The organism is Bacteroides sp. HMSC067B03 (assembly GCF_001811315.1).
Classification (GTDB): domain Bacteria; phylum Bacteroidota; class Bacteroidia; order Bacteroidales; family Bacteroidaceae; genus Bacteroides; species Bacteroides faecis.
In genome coordinates this window covers 101,264-114,556 of record NZ_KV804368.1, presented here as the reverse complement: position 1 = coordinate 114,556, position 13,293 = coordinate 101,264, and the positions used below count along the sequence as shown (strand labels likewise).

The following is a 13,293-nucleotide window of genomic DNA, read 5'->3' as shown; positions in this document are numbered from 1 at the left end:
GGCGCAAAGATAAGCAATTTCGTTCGTCGCAGGAAAAAAATAGAGAATAAATTCCTTTATCTTATTTAATATGTTTGTTTTCCATCTGCGTTTTACTTGTTATCGCTATATATAGTGATTCTTGTGTGGAAAAAACGTTAATATCCTATCCTCGTCTCATAAAAAAGTGCGATATTTGCGGCATGATTCAGATTGAGACAATATTCGATATAATAGTTAAAGGCTTTATTATTGGCGTTGTTGTGTCCGCACCTCTCGGCCCGGTGGGAGTTCTCTGCATTCAGAGAACGCTGAATAAAGGTCGTTGGTATGGATTTGTGACAGGTTTGGGAGCCTCTTTAAGCGACATAGCATATGCTCTGTTGACAGGTTATGGTATGAGCTTTGTGTTTGATTATATTAACAAGAATATTTTCTATTTGCAGTTGCTGGGCAGCATAATGCTGCTTCTTTTCGGAATCTACACCTTTCGCAGCAATCCGGTGCAGTCCATTCGCCCGGCTTCGTCCAACAAAGGTTCTTATTTCCACAATTTCATCACCGCCTTTTTCGTTACGCTATCCAATCCCCTGATTATATTCCTTTTCATCGGTCTTTTTGCCCGTTTTGCCTTTGTGCAGCCGGGAGTCGTGGTGTTCGAGGAAATTACAGGGTATCTTGCCATCGCTTCCGGAGCGTTGGTGTGGTGGCTTGGAATCACTTATTTTGTGAATAAGGTACGTACAAAGTTCAATCTGCGGGGTATCTGGATATTGAACCGTGTCATCGGAAGCATTGTGATGCTGGTGTCCGTGGCAGGGCTGATCTATACGTTGCTGGGAGAATCACTTTATTAAGAAAAAAACTATGAATCAGATAGCACAAAAGCTTAAAGAGAAGAATATTGCCGAATACCTTATATATATGTGGCAAGAAGAAGACCTGATTCGCGCTAATCATTGTGAGATGGAAGAGATGGAGGCTAATGTAATTGCCCGCTATCCGGAAGACCAGCGTCCTGCCATGAGAGAATGGTACGGCAATCTGATCACGATGATGAGCGAGGAAGGGGTACGCGAAAAAGGCCATTTGCAGATCAATAAGAATATCATAATCAATCTGACGGAACTTCATAATTTACTGTCTTCTTCTCCTAAATTCCCTTTCTACAGTGCCGCTTATTTCAAGGCGTTGCCCTTTATAGTAGAATTGCGGAACAAAGGGGGTAAAAAAGAGGAACCGGAACTGGAGACTTGCTTTGAGGCACTGTATGGTGTATTCCTGCTCCGTCTGCAAAAGAAAACGATCAGCGATGATACGCTGAAAGCGATTGAAGCGATCAGCAGCTTTCTTTCCATGCTGGCAAACTATTATGATAAAGACCGGAAAGGTGAATTAAAACTTGATGAATAAATGAGAATTTTAGTGACGGGTGCCAATGGTCAGCTTGGCAACGAAATGCAGGTACTTGCAAAAGAGAATCCGCAACACACGTATTATTTTACAGATGTCCGGGAACTCGATATTTGTAACAAAGAGGCAGTGTGGGCTTACATCAGTGAGAAACGGATTGAGATGATTGTAAACTGCGCGGCTTATACGGCTGTGGATAAGGCGGAAGATGATCCGGAACTGGCATATAAACTGAATTGTGAGGCACCGAAAGAGTTGGCACGTGCTGCACAGTTTCATGACGCTGCAATGATTCAGGTTTCTACAGATTATGTTTTTGACGGCACCGCCCATACTCCTTATACAGAAGAATGCGATCCATGTCCGAATTCGGTATATGGCACCACAAAGCTCGAAGGGGAATATGCTGTATTGAATAATTGTGAGAAATCGGCAGTGATCCGTACCGCATGGCTTTATTCTACATTCGGCAATAACTTTGTGAAGACAATGATCCGGTTAGGTAAAGAGCGTGACAGTCTGGGAGTTGTTTTCGATCAGATAGGCACTCCGACTTATGCCAATGATCTGGCACGCGCTATCTATACTATTATCAATAAAGGAATCGTTCGTGGAGTCTATCATTTCAGCAACGAAGGCGTTTGCTCCTGGTACGATTTCACGGTAGCGATCCATCGCCTGGCAGGAATAACCTCGTGCAAAGTGAAACCGCTGCATACAGCCGAATATCCGGCAAAAGCGAACCGTCCTGCTTATTCCGTACTTGATAAAACAAAAATAAAAACAACGTTCGGCATCGAAATTCCTCATTGGGAGGAGAGCTTGGACGAATGGATGAAGAAAATGAATTAAATTCATTCTTCATTAAAAAAATATAAACGTATGGCAGATAATACAGAAATACAGAGACGGCGAACATTCGCCATTATTGCGCATCCGGATGCCGGTAAGACTTCTTTGACCGAAAAATTGTTGCTTTTCGGTGGTCAGATTCAGGTAGCTGGTGCGGTAAAGAGTAATAAAATCAAGAAAACGGCTACTTCTGACTGGATGGAAATCGAGAAGCAGCGTGGTATCTCGGTGACAACTTCCGTGATGGAATTTGACTATCGGGACTACAAGATCAATATTCTCGATACTCCGGGCCACCAGGACTTTGCCGAAGACACATACCGTACGCTGACAGCTGTAGACAGCGTTATCATCGTAGTAGACGGTGCAAAGGGTGTGGAAACACAAACCCGTAAATTGATGGAAGTGTGCCGCATGAGAAAAACTCCGGTGATTATCTTCGTCAATAAAATGGACCGTGAGGGAAAAGACCCGTTTGATTTGCTGGATGAGCTGGAAGAAGAACTGATGATTCAGGTACGTCCGTTGTCATGGCCTATCGAACAAGGAGCCCGTTTCAAGGGAGTCTATAATATTTATGAGAATAAACTGGACTTGTACCAGCCTTCCAAGCAGGTGGTGACAGAGAAGGTGGCAGTTGATATTCATACGGAAGAACTGGATCAGCAGATCGGTAAACCGTTGGCAGATAAGTTGCGTGGTGACCTCGAGCTGATTGAAGGCGTTTATCCGGAACTGGATGTGGAATCTTATCTGGCAGGAGATTGTGCACCTGTATTCTTTGGTTCTGCCCTGAATAATTTTGGTGTGCAGGAATTGTTGAATTGCTTTGTGGAGATTGCTCCCAGTCCTCGTCCCGTACAGGCGGAAGAGCGTGAAGTGAAGCCGGATGAACCGAAATTTACCGGATTCATCTTTAAGATTACTGCCAATATCGATCCGAATCACCGTTCGTGCGTAGCTTTCTGTAAGATATGTTCGGGTAAATTTGTGCGTAATGCACCCTATCAGCATGTCCGCCATGGCAAGACCATGCGTTTTTCATCGCCTACCCAGTTTATGGCACAGCGGAAGACGACCATTGACGAAGCCTATGCAGGAGATATTATCGGCTTGCCGGATAATGGCACTTTTAAGATCGGAGATACACTGACAGAAGGAGAATTGCTCCATTTCCGCGGATTGCCCAGCTTCTCGCCGGAGATGTTCAAGTATATTGAGAATGCCGATCCGATGAAGCAGAAACAGTTGGCAAAAGGTATCGACCAGCTGATGGATGAAGGTGTGGCGCAGTTGTTTGTCAATCAGTTCAACGGTCGCAAGATTATCGGTACAGTCGGACAGTTGCAGTTTGAGGTCATCCAATATCGTCTGCTGAACGAGTATAATGCTTCTTGCCGTTGGGAACCGGTAAGTTTGTACAAGGCTTGTTGGGTAGAAAGCGATGATCCTGCTGAACTGGAAGCTTTCAAAAAACGTAAATACCAATATATGGCGAAGGACAGGGAAGGACGCGATGTGTTCCTTGCCGATTCGGGCTATGTGCTTCAGATGGCACAAATGGATTTCAAGCATATTAAATTCCACTTCACAAGTGAATTTTAGTCTGCTTGATGGAATTTAACAAAAATAATTGGTAAAAGGGGAAGAATTATGTTACTTGTAAATAAGGGAAGGAGAAATGAATACAACATTTTGGGAGAAAATCCAGCATGGGGATGAAGAAGCATTCCGGCAACTCTACAGTGAATATTCGGATTTACTTTACGGATATGGGATGAAGATTGCCAGTGACGATGATCTGGTGACTGAATCCATTCAGTCATTATTCGTTTATCTGTATGAGAAGAGGCAGAGTTGTTCCGAGCCTCAGTCCGTATCAGCTTACCTGTGTGTGGCACTGAAGCGCATGCTGTTGAATGAGTTGGAGAGAACTGCTAATGGCGTATTCACATCATTGGACGAAGTCAATTCAAGCGAATATAGATTCGATTTGGAGATAGATATAGAAACAGCGATTATCCGTTCCGAACTAGAAAGAGAGCAGTTGGAAGTGCTGCAGAAAGAAATAAATGGCTTGACAAAGCAGCAGAGAGAGGTACTGTACCTGAAGTATTATAAAAAACTGGATTCGGACGAAATAGCCAAAGTGATGGGACTGACTTCCCGTACTGTTTACAATACTACCCACATGGCAATATCCAGACTGAGAGAGCGATTGAGTAAGTCTTTCTTATTGACTGTAGCTGCTAATTTATGGATTTTTAATTGAGGTGAGGATATGGAGAATAGTAAAGAACTTCTGGAACAATATATGGAGGACGGTAAACTCCCTCTGAAAGGTGAGTTGTTTGCACGGAAGTCTGTAGTTGGTAGGAAGTTAGAAGAATTTCGTGAAGAAAAACGTGCGGATGCATTAACAAGCAGACAGAACACTGTGGGAGGACAGAAATGGATACTCCGCAGGAGTAATCGTGTCTATTGGGGAATAGCGGCTATGTTTATTCTTCTTTTTGGAACAGGTACCTGTTATTTTGCTTCGGAAGAGAAGATTACGTCTGAAGCGGTAGCTGTCGATTACAGGCTACCGGATGGTAGTTCTGTGAAACTGATGCAAAACTCAACTTTGTCTTATAACAAAGTGAGCTGGCTTTGGGGGCGTAAACTGAATCTGCTCGGATCGGCCTTCTTCGATGTGACTCCGGGCAAGACGTTTACTGTACGAACAGAAGCCGGAGATGTTACAGTGTTAGGTACAAAATTTTTGGTTGAGCAGGAAGGAAAAACGATCACTGTCAATTGTGAAGAGGGAAGTGTCAAAGTGGAAACACCGATTGGCGAGCAGACATTGAAGGCAGGCGAAAGTGTACGCTGTGATGAAAATGAGATCGGCCCTGTTCAGGAAAAAGAAGAACTGCCCGAAGTGCTCGGTTATGAAGATGATCCGCTGGTCAATGTAGTAGCGGATATTCAGCATATATTTGATGTGGAAGTGGTAGGGTGTGAAAAATATAATGAACTGTACTATAACGGAACCATCCTGACGAAAGATCTGCATGAAACATTGAAAAGAGTATTTGGTTCTTTGGGAATCAGTTATCAGTTGAATGGGCAGAAAGTCATTTTGGAATAGACGGAGCGAAAAAAAACTTCCATTTAAAAACGCCCTTCAGAGTACTCTGAAGGGCGTTTTTAAATTAAATCTGTTTTTTCTTTTATTTTTCTTGGTAAAAAAGGAAAGAAAGCTCCTCTTATAAATATAAGGAACGATTTATAAACAGACAATAGTTAGTAGGTGGATGAACTGTCAATGATCAGACAGAATGTGAAGGGGACTGAATTAATAATTAGGTTAAGAATTAAATTGCTTAAGAGGACATGTCTCATGGAAAAAACGAAGAATGATGCCAATTAGTCTTTCAAGAAAGCAATAGCGAACGAATTGGCGGATTATTAAGTGAGTTTAATTTTATTGTTTTCCAAATGCGGGAGAAAACCGGAGGGGTTTCTCCCGCATTGCTGTTGAAAAATATGCAGGCTTTAATCTGCCGGTTTTCTTCTTCCTGCTGTCAGCGCGGCAATGATATACCTTCCCGGAGCTTCTATTTTATTCCAGTTGGTGTTTGACAGCAATTTCCATACGGAGGTTCCCTTTTTTCCATAATCAGACAAGCGCAGAATGCTTTGCATCTCTTTGAGGTTGCTGACCTTATGGTACTTTGCGAAGAAAAATGATGCATTGTTCTTCACCTCAGGTGATGTAATATCCTTCTTTGTAGATTTTGGAGAGCAGTCTGATTAACAGGTATGAAGCTTTGATGCCAAATTTGGCTTCCAGCAGTTCGGGTACATCTTCTTCAAAGAAGTTGGATGTCAAGGGGAAATAAGGTATCCCCGTATATTCTAGGCTCATATTATGTATATATTTATTTGTTGATGTTATACGTTTGCTTTCCATTCCAGCAGATTCTCAATCATAAATCTTCTCCACGCATGTTGTTCCATGTTCCAGTAAACGATTGATTCCTGTTCCTGTGTGATGCGGTATATCCGATGGAAGAATTTTTCATATCCTACCAGCGTTCCTTGTTCCAGGCAGGAAGTTCCGTCTTGCTTGTGGAAAGCAATCATGGCATGTCCGTGTTGCCGGATGGATCTGGAGTGTCCATGAATAATGATTCCTTTGAAAAACAGCTGCAGGTACAAAGTAAAGTAGTCATTTTTTCCTTCGGCGATGCCATTTCTTTTGTGCAGTTCCTCTTTGCTGATAAACTCTTCATTCTGTTGATTTACATTGAGTTTGCATCTCTTGCAAGCATCGCATTCTGATGGTTGCATTTTTTCCTTTTCGGGGGATGATTTTTTCCTCATGTTAACTAATTTATATATATTAAAAAAAACAAAATGTTAATTAAAGCTATACCAACGATGGGGGGACTTATAAAAAGCGATGTTTTTTTGTTCTTTGCCAAATGGTATTATATATAAAATAACTAGTGATGCAAATGATGAGTAAAAATGGATTTAGCCGGTGTGGGGAACTGTACATCGGTCGTTTGCGAAAGGAGGGGCGCTATTCTACGGCGCATGTTTATCAGAATGCCCTTCTTTCTTTTACCAAGTTTTGTGGAGGGTATAGTGTGTCGTTCAGGCAAGTGACGCGTGAGCGTTTGCGGCGTTATGAGCAGCATCTTTACGAATGTGGCTTGAAGCCAAATACGATTTCTACGTATATGCGTATGCTGCGTAGTGTTTACAACCGTGGGGTAGAGGCGGGGAGTGCGCCTTATGTCCCGTATCTGTTTCGCGATGTTTATACGGGAGTGGACGTACGGCAGAAAAGGGCTTTACCTATGTCGGAGTTGCATAAGCTTCTGTATGACGACCCTCAATCGGAGCGTTTACGTCGTACGCAGTCTATTGCTACCCTGATGTTCCAGTTTTGTGGGATGTCTTTCGCTGATTTGGCGCATCTGGAAAAATCGGCTTTGGACAGTGGTGTGCTGCGCTATAATCGTATCAAAACGAAGACTCCTATCAGTGTTGAGGTATTGGATAGTGCTAAGGAGATGCTGGACCAGCTTCGGAACAGGCAGGAGTCCCGTCCGAATTGCCCGGATTATCTGTTCGGGATTCTTCGCGGTGATAAAAAACGGAAAGATGAGCGTGCTTATCGTGAATATCAGTCTGCTCTCCGGAAGTTCAATTATTGCCTGAAGGGGTTAGCAAAAGCCCTGCACTTGAAATCTCCCGTCACGTCTTACACGCTTCGTCATTCGTGGGCCACTACTGCCAAATATCGCGGGGTTCCTATCGAGATGATCAGTGAGTCACTGGGACATAAATCGATCAAGACGACGCAGATTTACCTGAAAGGGTTTGAGTTGAAAGATCGGACGGAAGTAAATCGAAGAATTAATCTTACGCTAAAAAATGTTGTTTAGATAGGATGAAATGATTTAAATTACTGATATACAGTGTTTGTCTGTGTGTGTTACTTCTTAGGTAACGGAATGATTTATGGCGCAAAGATGGACATATTTATGAAAATACGCAAACAAAAATGAAATTATTTTCGGAAAATGAATCAAATGCAGGCATAACTGGCGAATATTGCAATATTCGTGTTATGTCTTTTTTTTATTCTAATTTTTGAAAAACACCTTCACATCTGCTCTATTTCCAAGATAATAGTCATCTTCTCATAGTTTCGTTGAAAAAAGTTCCCTGTTTTGCTTGCCCTCTGTTTGTGAGTTACCTAAGAAGTAACGGAAAAACATGGGGTAAAAAAACATGATTTTAAGAAAAGAGAAATCACTTAATGCTGGGCCTATTTATGGGACAGGGGAAGGCGTAGCACACTCAAAACGCTGGTATGTAGCTTTGGTTCGGATGCACCATGAAAAGAAGGTTTCCGAACGTCTGGACAAGATGGGAATCGAGAATTTCATTCCTGTTCAACAAGAACTCCACCAATGGAGCGACCGTCGTAAGATGATCACCTCTGTTTTACTTCCGATGATGGTCTTTGTACATGTAGACCCAAAGGAACGCATGGAAGTTCTGAGTTTTTCTACTGTCAGCCGTTACATGGTGATGCGCGGTGAGAGTAGTCCTGCTGTAATTCCTGACGAGCAGATGGCTCGTTTCCGTTTCATGCTTGATTATTCCGCGGAATCAGTTAGCATGAACAGTTCCCCTTTGGCTCGTGGCGAACAGGTCCGTGTGATCAAAGGTCCTCTGACCGGATTAGTTGGTGAACTGGTTAATGTGGATGGTAAAAGTAAGATTGCCGTTCGTTTGAATATGCTGGGGTGTGCATGTGTAGATATGCCTATCGGGTATGTTGAACCTGTAAAAACCGTAGTCTGACGAGTCTGGATCATATTTCTATAATGGAATTACAGGATAAAATAATTCATCTTCATAATTTGGCTCATCGTTTACTTCACATCGAATGTTCCGGCAGTTATTTGTATGCCGATGACTTATCCCAATTAAATAAAGATATCCACGATGAAATGAATGAATTATATCCTCTGCGTGGCAACACATTGGAGCAAGATGCTTCTTTATGTCTTGCCCTACTGTTGGGATATAGTGTAAGTATGTATGCCGGTTGGGAAGATGATTTGAAAAGGGACAATATCCTTGTCCGTTCTTTGGAGCTTCTGACAAATCTTCCTCCTTCACCTTTGAAAGATGATTTGCTTACAGTTTGCAAAGAATACGTAAATGTATAAAGTCAGTGGTAAGCACTCATTGGTAAGCGTCCAAAAACGACGTATTGCCCATGATGTTTAACTTCTTTACCTTTGCTCTGTCCCCAAAGTAATAATTATGTGCAGTACTACCGATGTCGAGAAGTTATGATTTCTCTACACTATCGAGGGACAATTTAAGGGAATTTCGATAAGTTCCTATTGTGGTCAGCATGGCATTCCCTATAAGTCATTTTATGGCTGGTTACGCAAACGTCAGACGAAGGTCGTACAGGCCGGAAGGGGCGATTATGAGAATCTACTTCCGCAGACTATAAGTTTCAAATCAAATAATAAATATTAAAAATCGTGTTTCAAGATTTTGGCAGATACCCTCAGACATCTGTCCTAAGTGGTGTATACTAAGTTTTGGACGCTTACATTATTAATCAAAAACATAACTCAAAGTGGGCTACCATACCGTTAAGGTATTATAGTATATAATGAGTTCTTAAAAAAAACGGCATGCTAGTGACTGATAATAAACGTATTGCAAAGAATACTCTCTATCTCTATTTCCGTATGTTTCTCATTATGGCAGTGACTTTATATACTTCACGAATTTATCTTCAAGTGCTAGGAGAAACAGATTTTGGTATTTATAATATTGTAGGAGGCGTTATTGTTTTATTATCATTTGTTAGTAATAGTATGTCTACTTCTACTCAGCGTTTTCTTAATTATGAAATGGGTAAAGGTAATCGGGCGAGGTTAGAGAAGATATTTTCTTCAAGTATGATTGTTTATATCATTTTCTCTTTGGTTTTTCTTGTGATTGGTGAAACTTTGGGATTGTGGTTTCTGAATACACAAATGAATATCCCTCCGGAAAGGATGTCTGCGGCAAATGTGGTTTATCAGTTCACCTTGATAGGTTTTATAACTAATTTGCTTCGTGTCCCCTATAACGCAACTATTATAGCAAATGAAAAAATGAATTTTTATGCTTATTTTAGTATTATAGAAGTCGGGCTGAAACTGGGAATCGCTTTTGTATTGTTAATGTGGGTGGATGTAGATAAGCTAATCATACTTTCCCTATTGAGCTGCATTATTTTTATTATAATTACTTTGATCTATAAAATATATTGTAATCGTCATTTTGTGTCTTCACGTTTTCATTATGTTTGGGATAAAGTAATTTTAAAACAATTATTGAGTTTTTCTGGGTGGAGTCTTCTAGGCAGTGCATCTAATATGGGGGCTAGTCAGGGTGTGAATATTATTTTGAATATATTCTGTGGGGTGAGTGTCAATGCGGCTGTGGGAATGGCTACCCAGTTGATAAATGGGCTAAATCAGTTATGTGGGAATTTTCAACTAGCTTTTACTCCTCAATTGGTTAAATTACATGCTCTGGGACGAAAAGATGAATTTATGAATTTAGTTTTTCGTTCATCCCGTTTTTCTTATTATCTGTTGTTGTTATTGGCAATACCAGCTATGTTCTGCATGGATTTCATTTTATCAGTATGGTTAGATATAGTCCCTCAATATACTGCTGATTTTTGTCGGCTGATTCTGCTATTTTCTTTGATTGATGCTATATCGGCTCCCTTATGGCTGTCCGTACAAGCTGTAGGTAATATTCGCAATTATCAAATCATAATGTCTTTGCTTATTGTATTGAATTTACCATTGGCTTATTGGGCATTGAAGGAAGGCCTGTCACCTTTATCTGTCTGGGGGATAAGAGTAATGATCAATGGAATAATTTACATTGTTCGTATATTCTACCTGAAAGGTTTGCTTCAACTACCTGTATTACGATACTTGAAGGAGGTGGTATTAAGTTCATTAGTCGTTACTTTGCTGACTATCCCAATTCCTTTTTTACTGAACGGAATGTATAGCGGATGGCTAAATTTAGGGATAATAACATTTACTTCTGCGGCAATTATGTTAATAATGGTCTATGTATTTGGTCTAAATAAAGGAGAGAGGTTGTTTATACAAAATAGTATCAAAAAAAAATGTGTTAATGAATAACATATCTTCATTAAAAGATTGCTATGGTTGTGGCGTTTGTGCTGTTGCTTGTCCTAGAAAGGTCATTTCGATATCGCTGAATGCTAATGGATTTTATGTTCCTTTGGTCGTTCATGCGGGGTGTACAGAATGTGGTTTGTGTCTTTCTGTCTGTGCTTATAATGATGATTCTGTTCTGAAGGTAGATCAAAAACAGCCAAAAGCGTATGCTGCGTGGAGTGAAGATTCACAAGTGCGTAGGAAGTGTTCCTCTGGAGGGATTAGCTTTGAAATAGGACGGCATTTGCTTGAGAAAGGTTATAAAGTGTGTGGAGTCAGATATAATGTTAAGAAGAATAGGGCGGAACATTATATTGCTACAAATTTGAAGGAACTGATACCTTCTATCGGAAGCAAATATATACAGAGCTATACAGTGGACGGTTTTGCTGCAGTTAACAAGAAAGAAAAATACTTGATAACAGGAACTCCCTGTCAAATTGATTCTTTTCGTCGCTATATTCGAAAGTTTAAAGCAGAAGATAATTTTGTGCTGATGGATTTTTTCTGTCATAGCGTACCTTCCATGTGGGCATGGCAGAAATATATTCAAATGGTGGAACGTAAGATTGGTAAAATAACCAATGTCTCATGGCGTAATAAACAGACTGGTTGGCATGACAGTTACTCTATTAGCATGGACGGTGAACATTGTGGTGAAAAGATGGATAGGTACGATAGTTATGATATACTAATAAAGGAAGAGAAATATTGTTATAATTCTCGTTTGTCGCAGGGTGATCTTTTCTATCATTTATTTCTTGGAGATTATTGCTGTAATCCAGCTTGTCAGATACAGTGTAAGTACAAATACAATCGTTCAGCTGCTGATATTCGTGTTGGAGACCTTTGGGGGCAAACTTATAGAACCAATGAAGAAGGTGTAAGCGCATTGGTTGCATTTACTGACAAAGGTAAAATGCTGATCAGTCAATTGAAGGGATGTGAGTTAGTAGAGTACCGATTTGAAACAGTTGCGGAGGGACAGATGAAAAAGAATGCAGGAAAGGCATGTACAGCCTCTCTTATGACTGGTCTGTTAAAGAAGTCGTCATATAATATTTCTAATATAAAGATGGTAATATTTATTGAACGATGTCTGAAATTGGTTAAAATGGTTTTAGGTAAAATAATGATACAATAATGAAAGTAGGAATATTGTCAATGCAGAGAGTTCCCAATTATGGTTCCTTTTTACAGGCTTATGCTTTAAAACAGATGCTTTTGGACTGTGGTGCGGACGAGATAGAGTTTATAGATATTGAACAGGGAGAAATCGTTTTTAAAAATACAATATTTTTACGGGCATGGCATCTCGTTCAACATTTGTATAAAGGAACTTTAGCTCAACGCTATGAATTGAAGGCTTGGGATAAAAGGAATGCAGAACAATTTGCTTCATATAACTCTCTTTTAGGTATTAGTAATAATAGAAATAGCAAGGGGGAATGGGACTTAGTAGTTATAGGTAGCGATGAAGTCTTTAATTGCTGTCAAATGTGTTCATGGGGGTTTTCCTTACAGCTGTTTGGGCAAATAGAAGGAGCAAAGAAAGTTGTATCTTATGCTGCTTCATTTGGATATACTACATTACCTATGCTTCAAAAGCATAATATGGCAGATAAAATCTCGCATGCGATGCAAACAATGTCATCTATTTCTGTACGGGATGATAATTCATCACAAATAGTAGAGCAGCTAATAGGAAAAAAGCCTATGATGCATTTAGATCCTGTATTGGCTTTTGGATATCAGAAAGAGATAGCGGGGTTGTCTCTTCCTGAGTTTTCTGATTACGTGCTTATCTATTCTTATAATGGACGAATTAAAACAGAGGAAGAGATACAGGCAATTGTCGCATTTGCGAGCAACCATAATAAACGCTTATTTTCTCTTTATTGTCATTATGATTGGTGCGATAATGAACTGATACCAAATTCTCCTATTGAGATCTTATCTTTCTTCAAAGGAGCGGATTATGTGATAGCGGATACTTTTCATGGTACTATCTTTTCTATTATTACTCATAAGCGCTTTTGCACATTGGTACGTTCGAATAATCGGCAAAAGTTAAACTCATTGCTCGTATTCCTCCATTTACAAGAACAATTGGTGGAATCGCCTGAAGCTATTGCTAATGCATTGTCGCATGATATAAATTACGCAGTAGTATCTTCTGTTTTGCAGGAAGAACATGATAGGACTATTGAGTATTTAACGCAGTGTATTTTAAAATATAACTAGCATTAAATATTAGAGA

At 40.3% G+C, this 13,293-nt stretch carries 14 protein-coding genes and 1 pseudogene; 12 read left to right on the top strand and 3 right to left on the bottom strand.

All coding sequences use genetic code 11. The features are described from left to right. Positions 1-182 precede the first annotated feature (182 nt). From HMPREF2794_RS14435 to HMPREF2794_RS14410, 6 genes are all read left to right on the top strand, one after another. A complete protein-coding gene (locus tag HMPREF2794_RS14435) occupies positions 183-836 on the top strand; it encodes a LysE family translocator (protein WP_008767802.1) in 654 nt (217 codons plus the stop codon). 10 nt (positions 837-846) lie between these two features. After that, positions 847-1,392, top strand: coding sequence for a DUF4924 family protein (locus tag HMPREF2794_RS14430; RefSeq protein WP_070751760.1), 546 nt, complete (start codon positions 847-849; stop codon positions 1,390-1,392). Beyond that, entirely contained in the window at positions 1,393-2,244 is an 852-nt protein-coding gene (rfbD, locus tag HMPREF2794_RS14425) for a dTDP-4-dehydrorhamnose reductase (protein ID WP_010538953.1), read from the top strand. 30 nt (positions 2,245-2,274) lie between these two features. After that, positions 2,275-3,849 carry a peptide chain release factor 3 gene (locus tag HMPREF2794_RS14420; RefSeq protein ID WP_010538952.1) on the top strand — a complete coding sequence of 525 codons (1,575 nt, stop codon included), beginning with the start codon at positions 2,275-2,277 and terminating at the stop codon, positions 3,847-3,849. Between the two features lie 76 nt (positions 3,850-3,925). Further along, on the top strand, positions 3,926-4,516 hold the full coding sequence (locus HMPREF2794_RS14415; RefSeq protein WP_070751759.1) for an RNA polymerase sigma factor: 591 nt from the start codon (positions 3,926-3,928) through the stop codon (positions 4,514-4,516). 9 nt (positions 4,517-4,525) lie between these two features. After that, positions 4,526-5,377: a FecR family protein gene (locus tag HMPREF2794_RS14410; protein ID WP_070751758.1), complete on the top strand. Its 852-nt coding sequence runs from the start codon at positions 4,526-4,528 to the stop codon at positions 5,375-5,377. Positions 5,378-5,784: 407 nt separating this feature from the next. On the opposite strand, the gene HMPREF2794_RS29575 is transcribed toward HMPREF2794_RS14410, so the two are convergent. The 3 genes from HMPREF2794_RS29575 to HMPREF2794_RS28495 are packed head-to-tail and all read right to left on the bottom strand — an operon-like array spanning position 5,785 to position 6,615. Continuing rightward, complete coding sequence (locus tag HMPREF2794_RS29575) at positions 5,785-5,994, bottom strand: hypothetical protein (protein WP_029425653.1); 210 nt, start codon at positions 5,992-5,994, stop codon at positions 5,785-5,787. Between the two features lies 1 nt (position 5,995). Further along, positions 5,996-6,157: a Lin1244/Lin1753 domain-containing protein gene (locus tag HMPREF2794_RS29570; protein ID WP_022301146.1), complete on the bottom strand. Its 162-nt coding sequence runs from the start codon at positions 6,155-6,157 to the stop codon at positions 5,996-5,998. A 26-nt stretch (positions 6,158-6,183) separates the two neighbouring features. Continuing rightward, positions 6,184-6,615 (bottom strand): SH3 beta-barrel fold-containing protein, encoded by a 432-nt coding sequence (locus HMPREF2794_RS28495; RefSeq protein ID WP_022301147.1) that lies wholly within the window; start codon positions 6,613-6,615, stop codon positions 6,184-6,186. A 137-nt stretch (positions 6,616-6,752) separates the two neighbouring features. Between HMPREF2794_RS28495 and HMPREF2794_RS14390 the strand changes: the two are divergent. The 6 genes and pseudogenes from HMPREF2794_RS14390 to HMPREF2794_RS14365 all read left to right on the top strand — a co-directional run bounded on the left by HMPREF2794_RS14390 (position 6,753) and on the right by HMPREF2794_RS14365 (position 13,277). Further along, positions 6,753-7,702, top strand: a pseudogene (locus tag HMPREF2794_RS14390) (tyrosine-type DNA invertase cluster 3b). Between the two features lie 335 nt (positions 7,703-8,037). Continuing rightward, positions 8,038-8,616, top strand: coding sequence for a UpxY family transcription antiterminator (locus HMPREF2794_RS14385; RefSeq protein WP_070751757.1), 579 nt, complete (start codon positions 8,038-8,040; stop codon positions 8,614-8,616). Positions 8,617-8,639: 23 nt separating this feature from the next. After that, positions 8,640-8,987, top strand: a complete 348-nt coding sequence (locus HMPREF2794_RS14380; protein WP_070751756.1) for a UpxZ family transcription anti-terminator antagonist — start codon at positions 8,640-8,642, stop codon at positions 8,985-8,987. A gap of 489 nt (positions 8,988-9,476) precedes the next feature. Further along, entirely contained in the window at positions 9,477-10,994 is a 1,518-nt protein-coding gene (locus tag HMPREF2794_RS14375) for a lipopolysaccharide biosynthesis protein (protein WP_240052944.1), read from the top strand. Further along, positions 10,987-12,177 (top strand): Coenzyme F420 hydrogenase/dehydrogenase, beta subunit C-terminal domain, encoded by a 1,191-nt coding sequence (locus HMPREF2794_RS14370; RefSeq protein ID WP_070751754.1) that lies wholly within the window; start codon positions 10,987-10,989, stop codon positions 12,175-12,177. Before HMPREF2794_RS14375 ends, HMPREF2794_RS14370 begins: the two co-directional genes overlap by 8 nt. Beyond that, on the top strand, positions 12,177-13,277 hold the full coding sequence (locus HMPREF2794_RS14365) for a polysaccharide pyruvyl transferase family protein (protein ID WP_070751753.1): 1,101 nt from the start codon (positions 12,177-12,179) through the stop codon (positions 13,275-13,277). Before HMPREF2794_RS14370 ends, HMPREF2794_RS14365 begins: the two co-directional genes overlap by 1 nt. Positions 13,278-13,293: the final 16 nt, after the last annotated feature.

Coding starts and splice junctions, on each gene's coding strand:
- HMPREF2794_RS14435 (WP_008767802.1), top strand. CDS start 183: ATGATTCAGATTGAGACAATATTCGATATAATAGTTAAAGGCTTTATT.
- HMPREF2794_RS14430 (WP_070751760.1), top strand. CDS start 847: ATGAATCAGATAGCACAAAAGCTTAAAGAGAAGAATATTGCCGAATAC.
- rfbD (WP_010538953.1), top strand. CDS start 1,393: ATGAGAATTTTAGTGACGGGTGCCAATGGTCAGCTTGGCAACGAAATG.
- HMPREF2794_RS14420 (WP_010538952.1), top strand. CDS start 2,275: ATGGCAGATAATACAGAAATACAGAGACGGCGAACATTCGCCATTATT.
- HMPREF2794_RS14415 (WP_070751759.1), top strand. CDS start 3,926: ATGAATACAACATTTTGGGAGAAAATCCAGCATGGGGATGAAGAAGCA.
- HMPREF2794_RS14410 (WP_070751758.1), top strand. CDS start 4,526: ATGGAGAATAGTAAAGAACTTCTGGAACAATATATGGAGGACGGTAAA.
- HMPREF2794_RS29570 (WP_022301146.1), bottom strand. CDS start 6,157: ATGAGCCTAGAATATACGGGGATACCTTATTTCCCCTTGACATCCAAC.
- HMPREF2794_RS28495 (WP_022301147.1), bottom strand. CDS start 6,615: ATGAGGAAAAAATCATCCCCCGAAAAGGAAAAAATGCAACCATCAGAA.
- HMPREF2794_RS14385 (WP_070751757.1), top strand. CDS start 8,038: ATGATTTTAAGAAAAGAGAAATCACTTAATGCTGGGCCTATTTATGGG.
- HMPREF2794_RS14380 (WP_070751756.1), top strand. CDS start 8,640: ATGGAATTACAGGATAAAATAATTCATCTTCATAATTTGGCTCATCGT.
- HMPREF2794_RS14370 (WP_070751754.1), top strand. CDS start 10,987: ATGAATAACATATCTTCATTAAAAGATTGCTATGGTTGTGGCGTTTGT.
- HMPREF2794_RS14365 (WP_070751753.1), top strand. CDS start 12,177: ATGAAAGTAGGAATATTGTCAATGCAGAGAGTTCCCAATTATGGTTCC.